This window comes from Aquiflexum lacus, assembly GCF_015476655.1.
Lineage (GTDB): Bacteria > Bacteroidota > Bacteroidia > Cytophagales > Cyclobacteriaceae > Aquiflexum > Aquiflexum lacus.
Genome location: NZ_JABFHF010000008.1, coordinates 113,865 through 133,301 on the forward strand (window position 1 = coordinate 113,865; position 19,437 = coordinate 133,301).

The 19,437-nt window shown below is 38.0% G+C and carries 16 protein-coding genes; all 16 read right to left on the minus strand.

Going from position 1 to position 19,437, the window contains the following annotated elements; all coding sequences use genetic code 11:
• Positions 1-33 precede the first annotated feature (33 nt).
• The 16 genes from HMJ38_RS09490 to nrfD all read right to left on the minus strand — a co-directional run bounded on the left by HMJ38_RS09490 (position 34) and on the right by nrfD (position 19,430).
• Positions 34-3,522 carry a hypothetical protein gene (locus HMJ38_RS09490; protein ID WP_228779984.1) on the minus strand — a complete coding sequence of 1,163 codons (3,489 nt, stop codon included), beginning with the start codon at positions 3,520-3,522 and terminating at the stop codon, positions 34-36.
• Between the two features lie 78 nt (positions 3,523-3,600).
• Positions 3,601-7,302: an ATP-binding protein gene (locus HMJ38_RS09495; RefSeq protein ID WP_194974152.1), complete on the minus strand. Its 3,702-nt coding sequence runs from the start codon at positions 7,300-7,302 to the stop codon at positions 3,601-3,603.
• 51 nt (positions 7,303-7,353) lie between these two features.
• The gene (locus tag HMJ38_RS09500; RefSeq protein WP_194974153.1) at positions 7,354-7,617 is read right to left on the minus strand and encodes a hypothetical protein; all 264 of its coding nucleotides are present in this window, start codon (positions 7,615-7,617) and stop codon (positions 7,354-7,356) included.
• Between the two features lie 32 nt (positions 7,618-7,649).
• A complete protein-coding gene (locus HMJ38_RS09505) occupies positions 7,650-8,204 on the minus strand; it encodes a DUF420 domain-containing protein (RefSeq protein ID WP_194974154.1) in 555 nt (184 codons plus the stop codon).
• Positions 8,191-8,859, minus strand: a complete 669-nt coding sequence (locus tag HMJ38_RS09510) for an SCO family protein (RefSeq protein ID WP_194974155.1) — start codon at positions 8,857-8,859, stop codon at positions 8,191-8,193. The genes HMJ38_RS09505 and HMJ38_RS09510 overlap by 14 nt, the downstream gene beginning before the upstream one ends.
• Before the next feature lie 78 nt (positions 8,860-8,937).
• The gene (locus HMJ38_RS09515) at positions 8,938-9,267 is read right to left on the minus strand and encodes a cytochrome C oxidase subunit IV family protein (RefSeq protein ID WP_194974156.1); all 330 of its coding nucleotides are present in this window, start codon (positions 9,265-9,267) and stop codon (positions 8,938-8,940) included.
• Positions 9,268-9,285: 18 nt separating this feature from the next.
• Positions 9,286-10,062, minus strand: coding sequence for a cytochrome c oxidase subunit 3 (locus tag HMJ38_RS09520; RefSeq protein WP_194974157.1), 777 nt, complete (start codon positions 10,060-10,062; stop codon positions 9,286-9,288).
• 25 nt (positions 10,063-10,087) lie between these two features.
• On the minus strand, positions 10,088-10,669 hold the full coding sequence (locus HMJ38_RS09525) for a cytochrome c oxidase subunit 3 (RefSeq protein ID WP_194974158.1): 582 nt from the start codon (positions 10,667-10,669) through the stop codon (positions 10,088-10,090).
• 2 nt (positions 10,670-10,671) lie between these two features.
• Positions 10,672-11,574, minus strand: a complete 903-nt coding sequence (cyoE, locus tag HMJ38_RS09530; protein ID WP_194974159.1) for a heme o synthase — start codon at positions 11,572-11,574, stop codon at positions 10,672-10,674.
• Positions 11,571-12,653: a COX15/CtaA family protein gene (locus tag HMJ38_RS09535; RefSeq protein ID WP_194974160.1), complete on the minus strand. Its 1,083-nt coding sequence runs from the start codon at positions 12,651-12,653 to the stop codon at positions 11,571-11,573. The genes cyoE and HMJ38_RS09535 overlap by 4 nt, the downstream gene beginning before the upstream one ends.
• Positions 12,634-14,523, minus strand: a complete 1,890-nt coding sequence (locus HMJ38_RS09540) for a cytochrome c oxidase subunit I (RefSeq protein WP_194974161.1) — start codon at positions 14,521-14,523, stop codon at positions 12,634-12,636. Before HMJ38_RS09540 ends, HMJ38_RS09535 begins: the two co-directional genes overlap by 20 nt.
• A gap of 16 nt (positions 14,524-14,539) precedes the next feature.
• Positions 14,540-15,574, minus strand: a complete 1,035-nt coding sequence (locus HMJ38_RS09545; RefSeq protein WP_194974162.1) for a cytochrome c oxidase subunit II — start codon at positions 15,572-15,574, stop codon at positions 14,540-14,542.
• A gap of 21 nt (positions 15,575-15,595) precedes the next feature.
• A complete protein-coding gene (locus HMJ38_RS09550) occupies positions 15,596-16,888 on the minus strand; it encodes a quinol:cytochrome C oxidoreductase (RefSeq protein WP_194974163.1) in 1,293 nt (430 codons plus the stop codon).
• 2 nt (positions 16,889-16,890) lie between these two features.
• Positions 16,891-17,517, minus strand: coding sequence for a c-type cytochrome (locus HMJ38_RS09555; RefSeq protein WP_194974164.1), 627 nt, complete (start codon positions 17,515-17,517; stop codon positions 16,891-16,893).
• 13 nt (positions 17,518-17,530) lie between these two features.
• Entirely contained in the window at positions 17,531-18,061 is a 531-nt protein-coding gene (locus HMJ38_RS09560; RefSeq protein ID WP_194974165.1) for a DUF3341 domain-containing protein, read from the minus strand.
• A 4-nt stretch (positions 18,062-18,065) separates the two neighbouring features.
• Positions 18,066-19,430, minus strand: a complete 1,365-nt coding sequence (nrfD, locus tag HMJ38_RS09565; RefSeq protein ID WP_194974166.1) for an NrfD/PsrC family molybdoenzyme membrane anchor subunit — start codon at positions 19,428-19,430, stop codon at positions 18,066-18,068.
• Positions 19,431-19,437: the final 7 nt, after the last annotated feature.

Below are 19,437 nucleotides of genomic sequence, written 5' to 3' on the forward strand. Positions count from 1 at the left end.
AACTGACCCAAGAATTTTAAGCCTCGAAATCAATCAAAAAAGAGCCGTCACCTGCATTCTACCGATATGCACCAATCTTCCCAAGCCTTCAGAATTCCTACCTTCATAAACCATATTCATTTGTAACCCCTCCCCTATTTTCTGAAGCCAGTTTAAGGACCATGTAAGGTTATTTCCTGGCGTCAAAGCCTGTAACATTTCATAGCCGGTCGGGGTATTTGGCTCTCCGTTGTAGTCAATGAAGGTATATTTGAAATTTGCGTTGATGGTAGTTTTAATGGCTTGGGCATAGCGTAGGTCCAGCCCCATTTGATGGAGTTTAGCCCTTTCTTCAATTTCCTGATTGGCCAGATTGAGCTTGTCAGTATATTGATAAGTCACTGTAGTCCTGAATAGGCTGCTGGGTTGCCAAGCCAATTCAGGCCCCAAACCATACTGTTCAATATTGAAATTCCTGTTATCCAGAAAATCGGAGTTTGCAATTCTGTTTCCTGTTTGAAGTATAAGTCTAAGGTTGACCATTGAATTAAAATTGTACCTTGTATTAAGTCTCCAATCTTTTTGTACAAGGTCATCAAATCCACCTGCAAGCAATTGCTTGTTTTGACTGTCAAAAAGAGAAAGATCAAAACCATATTTGGCAGAAGAGCGGTTGAAGAAAAAGGAGGAACGTAAAACCTGTCTGACCGAAAGTAACTCTTCTTCCAAAAATCCTCCTACAAATGGATTGATCCTATCCCAAAATTCATCGGAGGTGATTTTCTTTTCTATACTCAGGCTTGTGGTATTCGAGAACTTTTGTAAGAACTGTCTTATCCCTTTTTCTTTTCTCCATTCGTCGGGGAATTTGGCATTGAGCCGATAATTGAAAATAGTATTGAAAGCCTGCACAAATTCAGTGGTGGGAACAAATACTTTAATAAAGTTCTTTTCTTCAGGGTTGATGGCAATATAAAACTCATTGAGTTGCTGAATCCCATCATCATTGTCATCTCTCCAGGCATGCGTACCCTCTCCGGTAGGTACCGGCAAAAAGACAAACTCCCTCCTGAATTCCCTGCCATTGCCAAGCGCATAACTGAGTTCATTCCTGATATTCCCTTTCCACATGGTTCCCAGATAGTCAATCTTACTCAACACTGTGGTCTCTGCATCTTGGACGGTACGCAAAAATTCCAGTTTCCTATAAGTAAAAGTACCCGTCAGGTCATGTGCACCAAATCTTCTTTTTAATCCAACCATGGTTTGAAATGCCTCAGTATCAGGGGTCAATTGACCAAGAACAGGGAATTTATCTTCCCTTACCGATGCATTGGCAAAGAAAGAATAGGGCAGTGTATCATTGCTTTCAATAAAAAAGAAATGCTCCAGAAAATTCATAGCAGTACTCACCACCGAATCTCTTTCTACATTTCTCACTGCATTTCTATCCAATATCAATCTATATCCGGGAACCAAAACTTTGGACTGATACCTTATATCACCTGTATATCTCAGCCATGCAGAGTTTAAATCTCTTACATCGCTGTTAAGTAAAAAAAAGTCATTTCTCACTACAAATCTCTTTCCCAGCTCTTGATTCCATTTGGCCAAATGCTGGGTACCTGCAAGAATATCGCCCCGGTTTCTAAGATTGAAACGATAGCTGAAACTGTTTTTGATATCCTTGATAAGCTCCACTTGGGAAGTCAAAATCCTTTCCTCTCCGGATTGCTGCATGTCCTCCTGGGTCAAACTCCAATCTCTGTCAAATTCTATATACCTGAGCCGGTCTATAAAACTAAAATGATTGGAATTGTATTCCAATTCTGTCAGAGCTCCAAACTTATAGCCGTTTAACTTATCAAAAGACCTGTTTGCTGACAAGACTCCTGATTTGATGGCAAAGCCATTATTGTCTAGATTGTCTATAGTAGAAAAAAGATTTTGATCTACGTTGGAAAATGCCACCTCGGTGTAAACCTGCTCATAATCACTTAGCTTGACTCTAGTTCCTGCAGTAAACATTTGTTTTTTGTTGGGTGCGGGTATCGGAGAGAGAATGGAATAATTACCCTGAGGTTCACCATTTACCATGGGTATGAAGACGTACACTGGCCCATTTGCAATCTGTCTGTCCCTGATGTAATTGCCATTTCCCTGCCCGACCTCGCTGAAAGATACTGCAAAATGAGCTACTTCAGGATCCGTACTGTATTCAAAATAGGTGATGGGATTACCATTACCATCCAAATCCTGGACTTTCCTGTATAGAATCCTATTTGGATCAAAAGCAATACTATCGACTCTTGGGACGGAGGCGGCATCTAAGTCATCCCCTACAGATGCCAGCAATTGTTTGTCTGCATCAGAAAACTCAAAGAAAAGTGGTCTGTTTCTGTTATCCTGTTCCCTGTAAAAATTCATATACACAGACACATGATCTGTCTCCTGAATATGATTGGCAGTGAGAATAGACCTTGAAAAATTTCTTTCAGCATATTCAAAATCAATCCTGATCCGGGTATATTGGGTGATGAGAACATTGGGTGTAAAAGTAATTTCTCCTTGATTGTAGTCAATCACATAATCATAATTGAACCCCCTTTGCAGCTGTCTACCATCATAAAACACCCTTTCGGAGTTTGCCATTACAATGACAAAACGCTCATTTTGTGGTCCTGGTATCCGATAAGGCCCTAACGTCCCCTCACTGACTTCCAAAACAATTGAAGCAAATTTACCTTTTGCCACGGAGGCAGCCCCTTGGGTGGAAGCTTTCCATTTTTCTCCTAATTTGTATTTTGTTGTCACCTGAGCACCTTGCACGTTTTTGTAATAACGCAAAAACTCCGATTGCCTTTGCTGTAACACGACATCTCCCGCTGCTAGATTAAAATCATCATTGTATAATTCCACCAAAACATTATCAAAATCTTGCAACTGTTGGGTATTTCCTTCTGGTTGAAAAGGTACATTCTGGTCAGAAATGCTCGCACGGATATTTAGGTTTTCAGCCAACTGTCCGTTCATTTGAAGGTTGAGAGAAGAATTCACAAAAAGATTTTGGGTATTTCCGAATGATATTCCCCTGGTCAGGTTCCCGGATTTATTCAGGTTGGTACTCGGGAAAAGCTCCTCTCTAAAATCAAAGGTAGGAAGGGCCTTGACTCGATTGTCTCTAAATAATGCCATTGAATCATAATCTTCCAATAAGGTCCTATTTGATATTGTCTGATGAAAACTATAGGGGAAAGTCCTATAACAAACCAAAATGGAATCCGTAAATGTGGAATTTTCAAATTGAATGCTGAGATACCCCGAACTGAGATGGTATGAAAAAGAATAGGTTTTTTGATTTTTGTCCATCACCCTGATACTTTCTTCCAATACACTCAGTGAATCAAGTAGAAATGGCTCGTGAAAAACATCCGCTTGTACCCACCTGCAGGTTTCAGATTGCGCATAAGTGCTTATCCTAAAACCAGTTGTCAAAAACAATAGAACAACCAAGTATCCAAACCTATACATATTGAACTGCATATAACCTTGCTAAGGTAATATTTTAAGCAAAAAGATTATCTATAGGCAGATGTTTCTAAAAAAAGACAGGAACTCTTTTTATAAGACCAAATTAAAAGCCAGGAAAAAAGAAGTTCCTTTTCCCTCAACGGTTTCAAACCATATTCTTCCTCCTTCTGTTTCCACCCCCCTTTTAGCAATGGCCAAACCAAGTCCTGAACCTTCTGATTTTGTACTGAAGTTTGGCATGAATATTTTGTCTCTCAGTTCCATTGGAATTCCTTTGCCATTGTCCCGGATTTCAAGCACCACTTGATCTTCAATTATTCTAAGAAAGACATGAATAATCGATTTTTTCTGATGGTCTGAGGCTTGAAAACCATTGATGATCAAATTGGCTATGATCCTGCCGAAAAGTTGCTTATCTCCCAATACAGTCAAAGACGTTTCTTCCGTCAAATCCCCAAAGATGATTTTCTCATTTTCCCTGTTCTTGAAAAGCTCCAAGGTGCCCAAAACCACTGCCTTGAAATCCATCAGTTCTTTTTTAGGCTGTGGCATCTTGGCAAAATTAGAAAAAGATGTGGCAATATCGCTCAGTGTGTCTACCTGATGGATTAAAGTCTCAATGGGCTGTTTGAGTTTTATGGGATCATTCAAATTTCCTTCTGCCTGAAGTCTCAACAAATGCTGAAGGGTCAATTTCATTGGTGTTAAAGGGTTTTTGATTTCGTGGGCGACCTGCTTGGCCATTTCCCTCCATGCAGATTCCTTCTCGGTATCTGCCAGTTCTTTTTTACTGGCCTCCAATTTAAAGAGCATGTTGTTGTATTCATTTACCAAAAGGCCGATTTCATCATTGGCAGGCCAGTACATGGGCTCGTTGTTTTCCAAGCCTGTTACTTTCAACTTTTGAGTAAGCAGCTTAAAAGGAAACGTAAGGTTTTTGGAAACGAAGTAAGAAATAAACAGAAACAATATAAAAACCAGCACAAAAATATTGATGATATTACTCAATACATCTGCAATCAACAGGTCAAGTTCGGTTTCTGATTCGAAAAAAGGCACCGCTAAAATAGCCTGTACTTCTTGCCCATCATTAGATCGAATAGCCGCATATACAGATTTAAAATTGAGGGTTCCAATGGTTTCTTCCAATAGGATCAGGTTATTTTGACCTTCTACCAATTCCACCATCGCTTTGGGATTGATATAAGGGGTCATCACTTTTTTATCAAAAATATTGGGTTGAGAGGTACTGATGAGAAAACCCTTGTTGTTATATAAGTTGATATCTGTATTGGCATTTCCCGATAAATTATTCATGGATTCCTCTAACTCATCCCTCCCCAAAAGACCGGTCAATTGCTTTTCAATCACATTGGAAAGATTGTCCTTGACAAGTGATGCCTTTTGTAGGTATTGCCTATGTAGCTCCTCCTGATAAGAATTGGTAAACAAACCGACAATGATCAGACTTATAATCAGAATAGGAAAAAAGAAAGCAAAGTTGAGATAGAGTTGAAGTTTGGTGGCATAGGTGAAATCAAAAGACCCCATCTTTCGAGAAAAGGTAACGATCAAAAGGCTTATTAGCGTAAAGGCTATAAATCCCAAAAAAAACAGGGAAATATCTGCTAGGATATAATAAAAAGGATAAACAGGTGAGGAAACAATGATTGCCCTATCATTTTCTCTTACCCCAATATGATGGAATTTATTTCGGTAGACACCCTTCACATATAATCCGGGTTGCTCTAAGACATTTTTCAGATCAGCAGCCCTATAATTGAACAATCCAACACCATACTGCAACTCGCCTTCCTCATAAACTGCAAAATCATATTTTTTTTGATTTAAGCTCCCTACATATTTCTCATCCATCAATAGCTTAGGAAAAACAGAACCTGCCAGAACCCTTAATTGTTGTAATTCCAAAAACACAGTCCCTATATAAACACCTTCTTTTGACAATGGAATAAAAGCAAAATACTGATTTCCATTTCCTTCTTTTCCTTGATGGATAAAATAAAGATTCCTGACTGAGGTTACGTAATCACTTTTTATATAATTTTTTCTTAATTCATCCAATTCATTTACTTCACCTCTATCCAGCACATTGTCTCCTTTTGCATTGAATACTCTTATTTTGAGCGCGTATTGGTCAAAATAATTATCCATGTGAATCTTGCGAATCTTTTTTTCAATAGATTCTTTCTGCAATAAAGGTTCCACTAGTGATGTTTTAATGAAAATATCTTCACTTACCCTTTCCATTATATCGGCAAGGAAAAATTCGGCAAGTATGTCGTTCTCTATCATTTGCTGAGATCCAAAACTTAGTTTGGACTGAAAATTCCTGCTTAAATAAACTTGATGTGATGCAATGCCTGTAATGATTGCAGCAATCAAACATCCAAAAAAGAAGGTCAGAAATGTGTTCAGACCAATTTTAAAAATATGTCGGTATAAATTAAAATGGATAGCTGCAACCAGTAAAATAAAGTGTGCCATATAAGCAGCTGCCCACATCCAGTTCAAATAGCCAAGTATAGCCAAAAACGGTATAGAAAAGTATATCAGTGTTAGAATAGCTTTAGTTTTGGAAACAGAATTATCATAAAAAATAAGACTCAGAATCAATACAGTAAACATAAAATAACCCGCACCTCCAATAAATACTATCAATAAACTTATGAATTTGAACCAATCCAAGGTTGGGAGACTCAAAATATTTAGGTCCCATTGAGAATTGCTCAGAATGTCAATATACAAACCGTAAAACACCAACAACAAGGCGGTGGAAGCCAAATAGGACAGAATTAAAAACCAAAGGCTATTATAACGGATTTTTCTTGCTCCCAACCAGATTTTAAATTCTTGTCCAGTAATATAAGTCAATAACATCCCAAAAATAATGGCAAGGCAGATAATGTTGATAAAGAGATCTCCGAGACTGGGATTAAAATATGAAGAAGCATAGCCTGTTGGATCAAATAGATCAAAATCAAAATAGTCCCTAGGAAAACGAAATAAAAGCATCAAAGCCCTTACAATGAACAATACAAGGCCAGCATAAAAAATTGATCTTAATTTCTCTCCTTTCCGCCAAAACACCAACACTATTTCTCTGGTCAAAATCAGGACCAAGATCAATAAAGAAAAGAAAAATATCAGAATCGCTAATTTGTTAGATTGTTCTATCGGTAGGTAATCCGGATCAAAATAAACTGAAAAAAGAAATTCCCCTTTTGATCCCAAGACTTCTTTGAACCCTTCCTCTCTATTTTCAGATAAATCAACCAGACCATTGCCAAAAACGAATTTGTTGAATCCGGATTGTAAAAATTCATTTTGAATATCTCTTTTAAAGTATAGAGGGTATAGATGTACCAGCCAATAGCCTCTATTATTTCTGGAAAACCTCCTGATTTTGGAATAATAAATACCAAAGCGGTCTTCAAGAATATGTTGATTCATCTTTGGATCTACAAGTTCAAAATCCGGCATAAAAGAAAAATCAGACCAATATACCAATTCACCTGATTCAGTAAAAATGTAGTAAGGTTGGTTGGATGCAATGTTAAGGTTGGTGAATGAAACTGCCTCATCGGGCCTGTTGGCCATTAAAAGGTCAATATAATCTTCATTAAACTGAAAATCGATTTTTTGGATTTTTTCGGAAATGGGCTGAACAAATTTTTCAGTGTCATCCTGCCTTGAAAATATAAAATTTGCAGCCAAAAAAACTCCAAGACTGATTAAGGCAATAAAAAGAGGAACACGTTTTATTTTATGCATAACCATAAGTTAAGCAAAAAGCAAAATCCATACCCAGACTTGGCATTTATTTTAATATTTTTCTCCGTGGAAAATGAACTTGGATTTTCTTTTTTTAGCATTTCTGTACCAGAAAAATCCAATAATTGCTGCAATCAAATATGGCATAGAAAAAAGATACAAAATTCCCAAGTTTAATCCCGCTCCAATGCTTGTTTCTCCGTTGCTGACATTATTTTCAATGGATGCCCGGCACATGGCACATTGCGCATATATAGGTACCTCAACAACAATAAATAAAACAATAATAAGAATGGATTTTAAGATCAGTTTCATACTTAGGAAAACGTCAGGTTTTCTTGAATAGTTTAGAAATTGTAGTAAGGACTTATCATCAGGTACACCAGCACACCAGTAACCGTTACATACAACCAAATAGGAAATGCAAACTTAACAACTTTTCTGTGTTTTTCCCTTTGATCAGTATGTCCATAATAATAGGCAAGAAGTATCGGAAACAAAGCGACGGCAGCTAAGATGATATGGGTAATCAAAATAAAATAATATATATTTTTAATCAAGCCCTCACCTCCAAATGAAGTGCTTTCTGCGGTAGCATGGTAAATCACATATGAAACCAAGAAAATCGCTCCCAATCCAAATGCCGTGGTCATCGATGCTCTGTGAAGTTCAATATTCCCCTTTTTTATGAAAATCACCCCAAAGATCAAGGCAATAGTAGCAGCCGTATTGATTACGGCATTTAGATGAGGTAAAAAATAAACCCAATCACTTGCCACATCAAATTTAGAAGGCATGAAAAGTAGTACGGCAACGACAACAGGTACTGCGACTGCTATTAAAGTTATCCATCTGATGATGCCCTTATCAGCTGTTTGAGCAAAGGAACTATTCTTTTCCATGTAATAATATTTTTGTTTCTAAAATCAATTTATCAACTTCTTCTCTATTGGTCCCACTATAATATCCCCTGATCCGCCCTACTTCGTCAACCAACACAAATTTATCACTATGAATAAATTCTTCCGGATCGCCCATACCATCCAATGTAGGGAGTATAAATCCACATCGAGCCAGATTATATATTTCTGATTTATCACCTGTCAGGAAAAACCATTTATCGGGTGTGGCTAAGTGCTTTTGTGCATAAGATGCAAGTACCTCAGGTGTGTCAAATTCAGGATCTATGGAAATCGAATAAATCTGAACATCCTCTTCATTTCTGAAAGCGTCATCTACCCTTTCCATTTCGGTAGACATCACAGGGCAGATGCTTGGGCAGGAAGTAAAAAAGAAATCAACGATAGTTATTTTACCTTCCATTTCAGATTTACCTCTTTCTTTGTTTTCTTGGGTGACCAACCTAAATTCAGGAATATAATGTTGACCTGACGCTTCAACCACACACTCACTGAACGGGTTTTCAATGCCATTCTCATACAGTATTGGTATATCATATCTGTTACTGCCAAATGTTTTCAGGAAAACAATAATCAGAACAGGCACCATCAGGATACATAACAATACCAAACCTTGTAAAATCCTAACTTCTTTCATCTTTCTTTTAATATAAACAAAAAAGTAGGCCAGAGTTCTCGACTCGGACCTACTTTTTTTAATTGAATCAATAATTTTTTACCATCTCAAAAGGAAGATATCACTTCCTTCTCTCATCAATGCGATGACCAACCACACTAAGAATATCAATGGGACTATGATGGAATAAAACAAAGGCTTTGCTTCGTCTCCAAGGTGCATAAATTCCATCATGATATATTTTGCCTTCCAAATGGTAAGCGCAATAAAGATCGCATATAGTAAAATACCTCTTGGAAGTGTGAAAGCAAAAACAAATTCAACAAGAGTCAATAACAACAGAATTCCTGCTGTTTTCCAAATTTTCTTTATTTTCGCTTCATCGCGCGGTTCAACCTCAAGTGCAGATTTATTTTCTTGCATTGCCATATTTTAAGACTTTTAATTTTAAATCAAATAGAAAAGGGTAAATACAAACACCCAAACCAGGTCCACAAAGTGCCAATATAGACCAATTTTTTCAACCATCTCATAGTGGCCTCTTTTTTCATAAACTCCTACTGCCGCTTGATAAAAACATAAAAAGAGAAGGAAAACACCAAGTGTTACGTGGAAACCATGGAAACCTGTAATGAAAAAGAATAATTGGGCAAAAGCAGCTGGTCCATATTCATTGACTGAAAGATTGGCGCCATATACAGCTTCTGTAACAACTCTTCCTAAATTATTGACATAAGTAATCACAGAACCACCATCAGTACCGTGGATAAAGTGGGACCATTCCCAGGCCTGACAACTTAAAAAAGTAATACCTCCTAAAAGTGTCCAAAGCAACCATTTGACTACATCGTTTTTATCATTTCTATGTCCAGCCTCTACAGCCAAAACCATGGTTACAGAACTCATGATCAAAATAAATGTCATTAATCCTACAAAGGCCAGTGGAATATGGACACCATGAATAAATGGAATCGCATCAAATACCAATTCCGGAACAGGCCAATATTCATTTGAACCAACGAAGGATTCAACAGGACCTGCATATACAGGAAAACTCACCCTTATTGATATGTAGGTAATCAATAATGCAGCAAAAGTAAAGATATCAGAAAGTAGGAAAAACCACATCATTAGTTTTCCATAACTTGCCTTGAGCGGTTCATTTCCACCTCCCCAGACACCTCTTTTGGGGCTTACCCCGATAGCAGTTGCAGACGTTGACATATAGTTTATTTAATTAAAATTTAATTTAATGATTCAATAATAAGAACATAAACAGGTAAAGCCAAAGCCCACCAAGAAAATGCCAGTAGGTCACGCACATTTCCATGGTATGCATGTTTTTGGAATGTACCTGATATCTAAAGGACGAAATTAATACAATAATTAGAAATATCACACCACTGACCAAGTGTAATCCATGCAATCCAGTGAAAACATAAAGAAATGAACCTGCAGGGTTACCTACAAAGAAAACATCTCTATCTACCAAAGCTGCCCAACTGTACCACTGACCTATGAGAAATGCTACTCCAAGTATTGAGGTAAGAATCATTCCAAGCCTAATTTTTGAAAGATCATCTTTTTTTGCAGCCATGTAGGCCCAATGTAATGTTATACTGCTCAGAATTATAATGGCTGAATTATACCAGAATATGTCAGGCAAATCAAATTCCAACCAATTCCCCTCTGACTGTCTCACTATGTATGCACTCGTCAATGATGCAAAGATCATAACGACTGTAACAATAAAGAGCCATAAGGCAAATTTCTTGGGGTGCATAGCAATTGGTTGCTCAGCGCCCTCTATATATGCATATTTTTCTTCCATGACTAAACTTTATCTAATAAATAAGCTATTTGAACAATCGGAAGATACAAGAATGATCCAAACATAATCTTTAAGGCTGACTTTCTCGAACAATCTTTCATCAATGAGAAAGTCTGTGCCAAGAACAAAACCCCGCATATTGTAGCAACAATTCCTGAATTCAAACCCGTTAATCCAAAATAGGTAGGTAACAAACCCAATGGGATTAAAAACAAGGTATATATCATTATTTGAATAGCTGTATTCAAATCTTTCTTCCCTCCGCTAGGAAGCAATTTGAAGCCGGCTCTTTTGTAATCTTCATCACTCACCCATGCAATTGCCCAAAAATGAGGAAATTGCCATATAAATTGAATTCCAAATATTATTAATGCTTCATGCGAAATTGCACCAGTTGCAGCAGTCCATCCTAATAATGGTGGCATGGCACCAGGAATGGCGCCAACAAACACTGCTATAGGTCCGACTCTTTTGAGCGGCGTGTAAACAAATACATAGAGTATCATGCTCACAATCCCAAGTATTGTGGTTAAGGGATTGGTAAAAATCCATAAAATGGAAATACCTAAGAAAGCAATCAGAGAAGTAAACCAGTATGCTTCTTTTAGGGATATCTGATTTAAAGGCAAGGGACGGTTTTCTGTCCTTTTCATTAATTTATCATAATCACGCTCCCATATTTCATTTGCAGCTCCAGATGCTCCACTGATTAGGAAGCCCCCGACCATCAAGGCAAAAAACTTGCCCCATGAAAAGACTACTCCGGAATCACCTAATATAAAACCAAAAACAGCGGAGAAAGTCACCAAAGCTGAAAGTCGAAACTTAATCAACTCAAAGTAAATCTTAGATCTTAAGACCAAGAAATCCAGTAATGTGTCTTCTGTTAAATTTAAAGTTCTCATGAACCTATTTTTTCAATTTTTAACTTTTTTTGATCACTCAATTGAAGTAGTATGACAAATTGAATCCCAATGATCAATGTTCCCATAAGTAGATGGATCGGCTGAAGGAAAGCAGGTATGGCAAAATATGCCATTCCGACGCCGCTCATTATTTCAATCACCAAAACCAAGATCAATATTTGCGACCATTTGAATACCCTAGCTTGTCTCATTGAGTATTTGTATATTTTATAGATAAACAACAAATGTACACCAAGTATTAACAATGAATATGACCTGTGAATAAGAAAAGGCAATCCCAAATGACTCACCCATTCGCCTCTTAGCAAATTACCAAATTCAAATGCTATTCTATCTACACCTTCTCTTACTTGCGTCCCCAATACAATTTGAATAACCATCAACAAGAATGCAAATAGTAGTATTCCAAAGAGTCTATTTGGCTTTTCTGTCATCTTTTGCACCGTGTAAGCCAAACGATGGGATCGGTAATGGACATATAATAAGAGACAGACAATCAACAATGCAAGCACCATGTGCAGGGTAATCATCCATGTCAACAAATTGGTCGAAACCACAATTGAGCCTATCCATGCCTGAAACAGGACAAGAACCATATTGAAGAAGGCAAGAATTGGAATAACTTTATCTTGATTCCACAATGATATTGATCTGAATAAAGTAAGAAACACCAATATTCCAATCACAGCACCAATCAGCCTATTGATATATTCAATCCAAGTTTTTACAGGGTTAAATTCCTCTTCAATGAGAATACTTTTATCATTTTGGATTTCTGAAGCCTTTTCATGAAACCCTAAACTTTCCAATTGAGCTATAAACTTTTCATTTTTCTCAATCCTTTTGGCCAAGTAGATGTCCTGATAATCATTTGGGAGCTGATTCACACTTGTAGGTGGAATCCAGCTCCCAAAGCATTTAGGCCAGTCAGGACATCCCATTCCGGAACCTGTACTACGTACAATCCCTCCGACCAGTATCAGAAAATAAACAGCTATCACAGTGATCAATGAGATCCTGCGAAAGCTGTTTATAGCATTAAGATTCTTTTGATTCATCGGCTACTAATACGGCCTCTTCATCTGCAATGATTTCTTTTTCAAGTTTTACCAATTCCTGTTCATGTGGCAAATTAGATTCAGGAGTAGCAGATAGGGGTACTGTTTGTGGAATGAAATCATCCTTAGCACCTGGCTTTGAATAATCATAAGGCCATCTGTAAACGGCAGGTATTTCTCCAGGCCAGTTTCCATGTCCAGGATGAAGTGGTGTAGTCCATTCAAGCGTATTGGATCTCCAAGGATTTAGAGACGCCACCCTTCCCTTGTACATGGAATAAAAGAAATTGAAAAGGAAAATAAGCTGTGCACCAAAAGTAATTATTGCTGCTACAGATACAAACATATTCAAGTCCGTATACATATTTGAGAATTCGAACCCAGTCCAAGAGTAATATCTCCTTGGAAATCCTGCAATACCTATATAATGCATTGGAAAGAATACTAGGTATACTCCAATAAAGGTCAACCAGAAGTGGACATAACCAAGTCTGGCATCCATCATTCGACCAAACATTTTTGGGAACCAATGATAAACTCCTGCCATCAGACCAAAGAAGGATGCAGAACCCATTACCAAGTGAAAGTGGGCCACTACGAAATATGTATCGTGCAGTTGAATATCAATGGCAGAATTACCCAGAAATATACCTGTCAAACCACCCGAAATAAAGAAAGATACCAAACCAATAGAGAACAACATACCAGGAGTAAATATTAAGTTACCTCTCCATAGGGTAGTAAGATAGTTGAATACTTTTACTGCTGAGGGAATCGCGATAATCAATGTCAAAAACATAAAGATTGAACCCAAGAAAGGATTTAATCCTGATACAAACATGTGGTGCGCCCAAACTACAAAGGATAAAATGGTGATGCCCAACATAGAGATAATCATCGCCTTGTACCCAAATATTGGTTTTCTGGAATTGGTTGCTATGACTTCAGATGTAATACCCAACGCAGGTAACAAAACTATATAAACTTCAGGGTGGCCCAAGAACCAGAATAGGTGCTGATATAAAACCGGACTACCACCTGTATTTGGTAAAGCTTCGCCTCCTATGTATATGTCAGATAGGTAAAAACTCGTACCGAAACTCCTATCAAACACCAAAAGAAGAGCGGCAGAGAATAATACTGGGAAAGACAAAAGACCAATAACGGCAGTTAAGAAAAATGCCCAAATTGTCAAAGGAAGTTTTGAAAAGGACATTCCTTTAGTTCTTAAATTGATTACCGTAGTAATGTAATTAATGCCTCCCAATAAAGAAGAAGCGATAAAGAATGTCATAGCAATCAACCACAGAGTCATCCCAAGACCAGATCCTGGCATGGCTTGTTCTAATGCTGAAAGAGGTGGATACACTACCCATCCGCCTGAGGCAGGGCCTGTTTCAATAAACAGAGAGATGAACATGATCAGACCTGACAGAAAAAAGAACCAGTAAGACAACATATTCATAAAACCCGATGCCATGTCTCTAGCTCCAATCTGAAGTGGAATCAAGAAATTGGAAAACGTACCACTTAAACCTGCAGTCAACACAAAAAATACCATTATGGTACCATGCATTGTAACTAGGGCCAAGTAAAATTCAGGATCTAGTCTCCCATCCGGAGTAATCCAACCTCTTAAGATAGGTCTCAGCCATTCTAGATCCATATCAGGAAACCCAAGCTGAAGCCTGAAAATAAGAGATAAGAGCCCACCTATAATAGCCCAAAACATCCCGGTAATCAAAAATTGTTTACCGATCATTTTATGGTCTTGTGAGAAAATATACTTAGTGATGAAATTTTCGTGGTGTTCATGATCATGGTGATCATGCGAAGCTTCATTGTGTGTAGCTGTGTGAGCTGTTGCCATAATAATGATAATTTAATTACTTATGTTCGCTGATGGTAATGTCAGCTAATTCTTTTAGTTCAATTGGAAGGTCTGCAACAAGAGATGGGTTATTAACAATATAAGGTTTTTGTTCTGATAGCCATTTCTTGAATTCAGCAGGCTCAACAACCCTTAATTCCTTTCGCATTGCGTTGTGGCCACGACCGCATATTTCTGTACATGCAATTTCATAGACAAATTCAGGATCGTTAAGTTCTGCCCTCATTTCTTCTGTCGTTTTAGTGGGGGTAAACCAAAATCTCGTCGGCATACCTGGAACTGCGTCCATTTTCAAACGCATGTGAGGTGCAAAGACTGAATGCAGCACATCTCTGGCTCTTATTCTGAACAAAACAGGCTCTCCTTTTGGAATAACGACTACAGGGGATGAGAAATCATCAAATGAATTTTTGTCAGTAAAATCTATACCTGAAATATTGGATGCATTAGTCAGACGATAGTCATTTTCACCCAAAACATTATCCAAACCAGGATATCTCACTTCCCAAGCAAATTGATATCCCATCAATTCAACTACATGTGAATTTTCAGGTGCGGGTTTTGTAATGTCTGACCATGCCTTCCATCCACCAATAACCAATGCAGCAAGAACAAAAGCAGGAACAATCGTCCATATGAGCTCAAGCTTGTTATTATCAGGATAGAAATCTGCTTTCCTGCCCTCTTTAAATTGATACTTATAAGGAAACCAAAATAAAAGCACGTGTGTAATCAAAAAAACGATTCCGGTAATCGCCATAGTAATCCAGAATAACTGATCTGTAATGACACCATGCTCTGATGCAATTGGCAGCTGATAATTGTTATATTCTTTTATCGAATACCAAATCATCCATGTACCAGCTACAACCATGAAAACAATAAACAAGAAGGCATTCACTTTATTACTTCCTGATGCAATTTTTTTGTCACTGCCTTTGACTACAGAAACAAGTGTTTGGATCCTGTATACCATCCATATGATGAATAGTAATAAGACAATACCTACTATAATTAGAAATCCGTACATAACTTTAAACTTTTCGGATAATTAAATGTGATGATGATAACTTTCCTCCAACATTGGATGATTTTTGGCAATCAGATTACCTTTTGCAAGATTACTCATGAGAACAAAAGCAAAGGCTGAGGCATAAACCAGTAACATTCCTATTTCCATTAACCCAAATCCTCCATTCTGACCTAGCGTACCTGGCTGAACCATCAAGAAGAAATCGAACCAGTGACCTAAGATAATCAATGAACAAACTAATTTCAGGAATACACCCAACCTTTTTGCATCTCTAGTCATAAGAACAAGGAAAGGTAATACAAAGTTTAACCCTAGATTTACAAAAATGTACGGGCTGTACACATCACTCTGAAGTCTTTCTACAAAGTAAAATGTCTCTTCAGGAATGTGGGCGTAATAAATCAAAAGGAACTGTGAAAACCAGATATAAGTCCAGAAGATTGAGAAGGCAAAAACGAATTTACCTAAATCATGGATATGATTTTCATTCACCATTTCAAGATAACCCTGACCTTTCAAATACAAGGTGACAAGTGTGATTGCAGATAAACCAGCTACAAACCAAGAAGCAAATACATACCAGCCAAACATGGTTGAGAACCAGTGAGTATCTATGGAAAGAACCCAATCCCAAGCAGCAATAGAAGATGAAACCGCAAAGAAAATAAGAAACAGTGCAGACCATTTTCTCATTCTATAGAAATACTCGTTACCTCCCTGAATATCCTGCTCGAAGGAAAGTGTTTTCAATTTGTTGAAAAAGAAAACCCAAAAACCAAAGAACGCTACCATTCTGACAATAAAGAACAAAGGAAATGTTCCTTTTTCCATTGGCCAATAGAAATATGAGCCTTTACCATCGATGATCGGATCGTACTCAGGTCCTGTTTTGTCAAATAAATAACTGTGAGTCCAATGAAATAAATCATGATTGAACAGAAAAAAACTAACGAGCATCAAAACAGCAGCAATTGGAAGCCAATTCCCGAAAGCCAAGAATACTCTAAGCAAAGGTGTTGACCATCCTGCCTGTGCAGCATATTGGATTGCGAAGAAGAAAACTCCGATGACTGCAATTCCTGTGAAATAGACATTATTGATCCAGATATTGGCATATAACCTATGGTACCAATGAAAGGCATGACCTGCTTCATCACCATGACCTTGGTCATGTCCACCGAACATGGCAGCAATGATTCCTGCTATAAGAATCACAGCACCTATGCCTAAAACAATAAATATAGATTTTTTCAGCCCCGCTGAAAACTCATATTTTTGATCCAAATTATAATTTGTGTTACTGTGTGCCATGTTTATTGTTTCTGAATTTCTTGTTTAACATAGTGAACAATCTTCCAGATTCTTTCTTGGGGAATCTGTGAACCATGAGCACCCATCCTTCCTTTGCCTTTCATGATTACATGAAAGATGTGTCCTTCAGGTAAGTTTATATATGCGCCACCCTTCAGGTTGGCAACACCACCAATAACCTCTCCTGCTTTACCATCACCCTCACCCCCGGCACCATGACAAGCGACACAATATTGGGCGTATAATACCTTACCTTCACCCAAGACCTTATCTGAAAATTCGACCGGATTTTCTATTTCGGCCGCTGCTTCCAGTTCAAAGGCTTTAAGTCTGTAAGGTAAATAACCATCCTTGGTTCTAGGAACTGTGTTGGCAACAGGTTCCCTCATATTCATTCTATGAGGATTATTTGAATTACTGTTGTAAAATTCGCCTCTACCGTCCTCTCTGGAAGAAAGCCAGCTTCCCTCATCTTCATTGATGATTTGGGTCAAAGGCTCATAAGGGACAGAATTGTACATTTGAGGAGCAAACTCGTAACCAGGATCATCTCCTGAGGCTCCACAGGATGCCAATCCAAATGAAAGCCCTGCTATAGCAATGATATATATCGAATGTCTGATTTTCATATCTTTCATTTTCCTATTCGAAACTTTTTTTATTAATCTCAGATGCATCGGCAGACTTCAGCACATCACTTAACATTTCTTCGCCGAAATTAGCGTTTACAGCTAGATCAATGGCAATTACATGCTTATCATCGGTAATTCTAAGGTCAAAGATTTTAGGTTGTCCCCAAGGCTTAAGATTACTTGAAACCAAAAAGACACCCACCATTCCAAATGCGGACAACAAAACTGTCATCTCAAATGTGACAGGAATAAAAGATGGGAAAGCGGCAAAATCTTTACCACCTATAATCATTGGCCAATCAAATTTCATCATGTAAAACTGCATGGTCAGCGCCAAGATGGTTCCAAGCAATCCAAAAATGAATGCTGCAATCGGTAACTTACTTCTATTGTATCCCAAGACCTCATCTAACCCGTGAACAGGGAATGGTGAATAAACTTCATGAATCTTGACTCCTGCTTTTCTGATTTTGCTCACTGCATTCATCAAAACATCCTCATCTTCATAGACACCTAGGATAAAATTTTTATCTCTTTCCATGTTATTAATTATTTACTTTTTTAGAAGATGATTTTAAGATTGATTTCACTTCAAACATGTTGATTACCGGGAAAAACTTCGCAAAAAGGAAGAATAAGGTAAAGAACAATCCGAAAGTGAAAAGATAAACTCCAACATCTGCCCAAGTCGGATAGAACATCGCCCATGATGATGGTAGGAAATCTCTATGCAGGGACGTCACTATAATTACAAATCTTTCAAACCACATTCCTATGTTCACAACCAATGAAAGTATAAAGGTAGCCACAATAGAAGTTCTGATTTTTTTGAACCAGAAAAGCTGTGGAGAGATCACATTACAAGTCATCATAGTCCAATAAGCCCAGAAATAAGGACCGAAAGCCCTATTGACAAATGCATACTGTTCAGCAGCAACTCCTGAGTACCAAGCCATAAAAAACTCAGTAATGTAGGCAATACCTACTATGGAACCTGTGATGATGATTACAATATTCATCAGTTCAATATGGCCAATTGTGATATAATCCTCTAAGTGAAATACCTTTCTTGTAACGATCATGAGTGTCAACACCATGGCGAAACCGGAGAAAATTGCTCCCGCTACAAAGTATGGCGGGAAAATTGTCGTGTGCCAACCTGGAATAACCGATGTAGCAAAGTCAAAAGATACAATTGTATGCACTGAAAGCACTAGTGGGGTAGCCAAACCTGCCAAAATTAATGCAACTGATTCAAATCTACTCCAAGTTCTTGCAGCCCCGTCCCATCCAAGAGCCAAAGCACCATAAATTGACTTTCTAATCCCTGTGGCACGGTCTCTAATAGTAGCGAAGTCAGGTACTAAACTGACATACCAGAAAACCAGCGAAACAGAGAAATAGGTAGAAATTGCAAAAACGTCCCATAACAGAGGTGAGTTAAAATTAACCCATAATGAACCAAAGGTATTTGGCAAGGGAAGCGCCCAATAAGCTCCCAACCAAGGCCTTCCCATGTGAATAATTGGGAAAATTGCAGCACAGATAACCGCAAATATGGTCATCGCCTCTGCAGCCCTGTTAATCGCCATTCTCCATTTTTGTCTGAACAATAATAGTACTGCTGAAATCAAAGTACCGGCGTGACCGATACCCACCCACCAAACAAAATTAGTAATGTCCCATGCCCAACCAACTGTTTTGTTAAGACCCCACATTCCAATGCCTTCCCAGAGTGTTGCTGCCAAGGCAATGAATCCCAATGCCAATGCTCCAACGGAAACAAGGAAAGCGAGCAACCAAGACATACTTGGCTTGCCCTCCACTTGTCTGGAAATGTCATGTGTGACGTCTTTTAAGGTTTTACCGCCGGTAATCAGCGGATCGCGTACGGATGAAGTAACCTGCATATCTTAT

Bases quoted from the DNA above. Each gene is read 5' to 3' on its own strand.
- HMJ38_RS09490 (WP_228779984.1), bottom strand. From the start codon at position 3,522: ATGCAGTTCAATATGTATAGGTTTGGATACTTGGTTGTTCTATTGTTT.
- HMJ38_RS09510 (WP_194974155.1), bottom strand. From the start codon at position 8,859: ATGAAAGAAGTTAGGATTTTACAAGGTTTGGTATTGTTATGTATCCTG.
- HMJ38_RS09555 (WP_194974164.1), bottom strand. From the start codon at position 17,517: ATGAAAATCAGACATTCGATATATATCATTGCTATAGCAGGGCTTTCA.
- nrfD (WP_194974166.1), bottom strand. From the start codon at position 19,430: ATGCAGGTTACTTCATCCGTACGCGATCCGCTGATTACCGGCGGTAAA.
- HMJ38_RS09540 (WP_194974161.1), bottom strand. From the start codon at position 14,523: ATGGCAACAGCTCACACAGCTACACACAATGAAGCTTCGCATGATCAC.
- HMJ38_RS09535 (WP_194974160.1), bottom strand. From the start codon at position 12,653: ATGAATCAAAAGAATCTTAATGCTATAAACAGCTTTCGCAGGATCTCA.
- HMJ38_RS09515 (WP_194974156.1), bottom strand. From the start codon at position 9,267: ATGGCAATGCAAGAAAATAAATCTGCACTTGAGGTTGAACCGCGCGAT.
- HMJ38_RS09545 (WP_194974162.1), bottom strand. From the start codon at position 15,574: ATGTACGGATTTCTAATTATAGTAGGTATTGTCTTATTACTATTCATC.
- HMJ38_RS09500 (WP_194974153.1), bottom strand. From the start codon at position 7,617: ATGAAACTGATCTTAAAATCCATTCTTATTATTGTTTTATTTATTGTT.
- HMJ38_RS09505 (WP_194974154.1), bottom strand. From the start codon at position 8,204: ATGGAAAAGAATAGTTCCTTTGCTCAAACAGCTGATAAGGGCATCATC.
- cyoE (WP_194974159.1), bottom strand. From the start codon at position 11,574: ATGAGAACTTTAAATTTAACAGAAGACACATTACTGGATTTCTTGGTC.
- HMJ38_RS09525 (WP_194974158.1), bottom strand. From the start codon at position 10,669: ATGGAAGAAAAATATGCATATATAGAGGGCGCTGAGCAACCAATTGCT.
- HMJ38_RS09520 (WP_194974157.1), bottom strand. From the start codon at position 10,062: ATGTCAACGTCTGCAACTGCTATCGGGGTAAGCCCCAAAAGAGGTGTC.
- HMJ38_RS09560 (WP_194974165.1), bottom strand. From the start codon at position 18,061: ATGGAAAGAGATAAAAATTTTATCCTAGGTGTCTATGAAGATGAGGAT.
- HMJ38_RS09550 (WP_194974163.1), bottom strand. From the start codon at position 16,888: ATGGCACACAGTAACACAAATTATAATTTGGATCAAAAATATGAGTTT.
- HMJ38_RS09495 (WP_194974152.1), bottom strand. From the start codon at position 7,302: ATGCATAAAATAAAACGTGTTCCTCTTTTTATTGCCTTAATCAGTCTT.